The organism is Microbispora sp. NPDC088329, from assembly GCF_040685655.1.
Classification (GTDB): Bacteria; Actinomycetota; Actinomycetes; order Streptosporangiales; family Streptosporangiaceae; genus Microbispora.
On sequence record NZ_JBFBIP010000073.1, the window covers coordinates 1 to 1135 of the forward strand.

Genomic DNA, 1135 nt, shown 5'->3' on the forward strand with positions numbered 1-1135 from the left:
CCGTCGAGGGCATCAGCATCTCCGGCGTCGGCCACCAGCTGCCGATGAACGGCCAGATCGCCTACGCCATCTCCTTCCTCGGCCTCGACGGCAGCGGCGTGACGACGTCTCCCTCACCCTCCCCGCGCAGCTCACCGAGCAGTTCCCCGAGCAGTTCGCCGAGCACTTCGCCGAGCACTTCGCCGTCGCCCGGCGGCGGATCGGGCGCCTGCCGGGTCAGCGCCACCGTCAACGCCTGGAACGACGGGCTGACCGAGAACATCACGGTCACCAACACCGGCTCCTCCGCCGTCAACGGCTGGTCGCTGACCTTCACCCTGCCCGGCGGACAGGCCATCACCGGCGGATGGAACGCCACCTACTCGCCCACGAGTGGCCAGGTCACGGCGAAGAACGTGAGTTACAACGGCTCGCTGGCCCCCGGAGCCTCCACGGAGATCGGCTTCCAGGCCACCCACACCGGCAACGCCGCCAAGCCCACCGCGTTCACGCTCAACGGAAACGCCTGCACCCTCTCCTGACAGATCCCGGCAGCTCTTCACCCTCTGGAGATTCTCGTGCGCTTCACTCGACATCGACGCTGGCTCGCGGCCGGGATGGCCGCGGCGCTCAGCGTCCTCGGAGTCGCGACCGCCGGCTCCGCCCGGGCCGCCGCGGGCTGCCGGGTCACCTACACGGTGACCAACCAATGGCAGGACGGCTTCGGCGCCAACGTTGACGTGGTCAATCTGGGCGACCCGGTCGACGGCTGGCGCCTGACCTGGTCGTTCCCGGCAGGGCAAACGATCAGCCAGCTGTGGAACGGCAGCTACACCCAGTCCGGCGCCCAGGTCACCGTGACCAACGCCTCCTACAACGGCGCCATCCCGACCGGGGGCAGCACGTCGTTCGGCTTCAACGGCGCCTGGACCTCGTCCAATCCGGTGCCGACCGGCTTCGCGCTGAACGGCACGACCTGCAGCGGCACCGTCACCAGCCCCTCGGCGAGCCCGAGCGCCAGTCCCAGTGCCAGTCCCAGTGCCAGTCCCAGTGCCAGTCCCTCGGCGTCCCCTTCGGTCTCTCCCTCGCCGAGTCCGTCACCGAGTCCGTCGCCGGGCGGGCCGTGGCCGCCGTCGTCGACGTACTCCAACCCGGT

Annotated in this window: 2 protein-coding genes; both read left to right on the forward strand. The window is 70.0% G+C overall.

Annotated elements, in window-relative coordinates:
* On the forward strand, positions 1-521 hold a 521-nt coding region (locus AB0O28_RS39865; protein WP_363648237.1), incomplete at its 5' end, for a cellulose binding domain-containing protein.
* A gap of 36 nt (positions 522-557) precedes the next feature.
* Positions 558-1135 (forward strand): cellulose-binding domain-containing protein (locus tag AB0O28_RS39870; protein ID WP_363648239.1); only part of this gene is annotated, 578 nt, incomplete at its 3' end.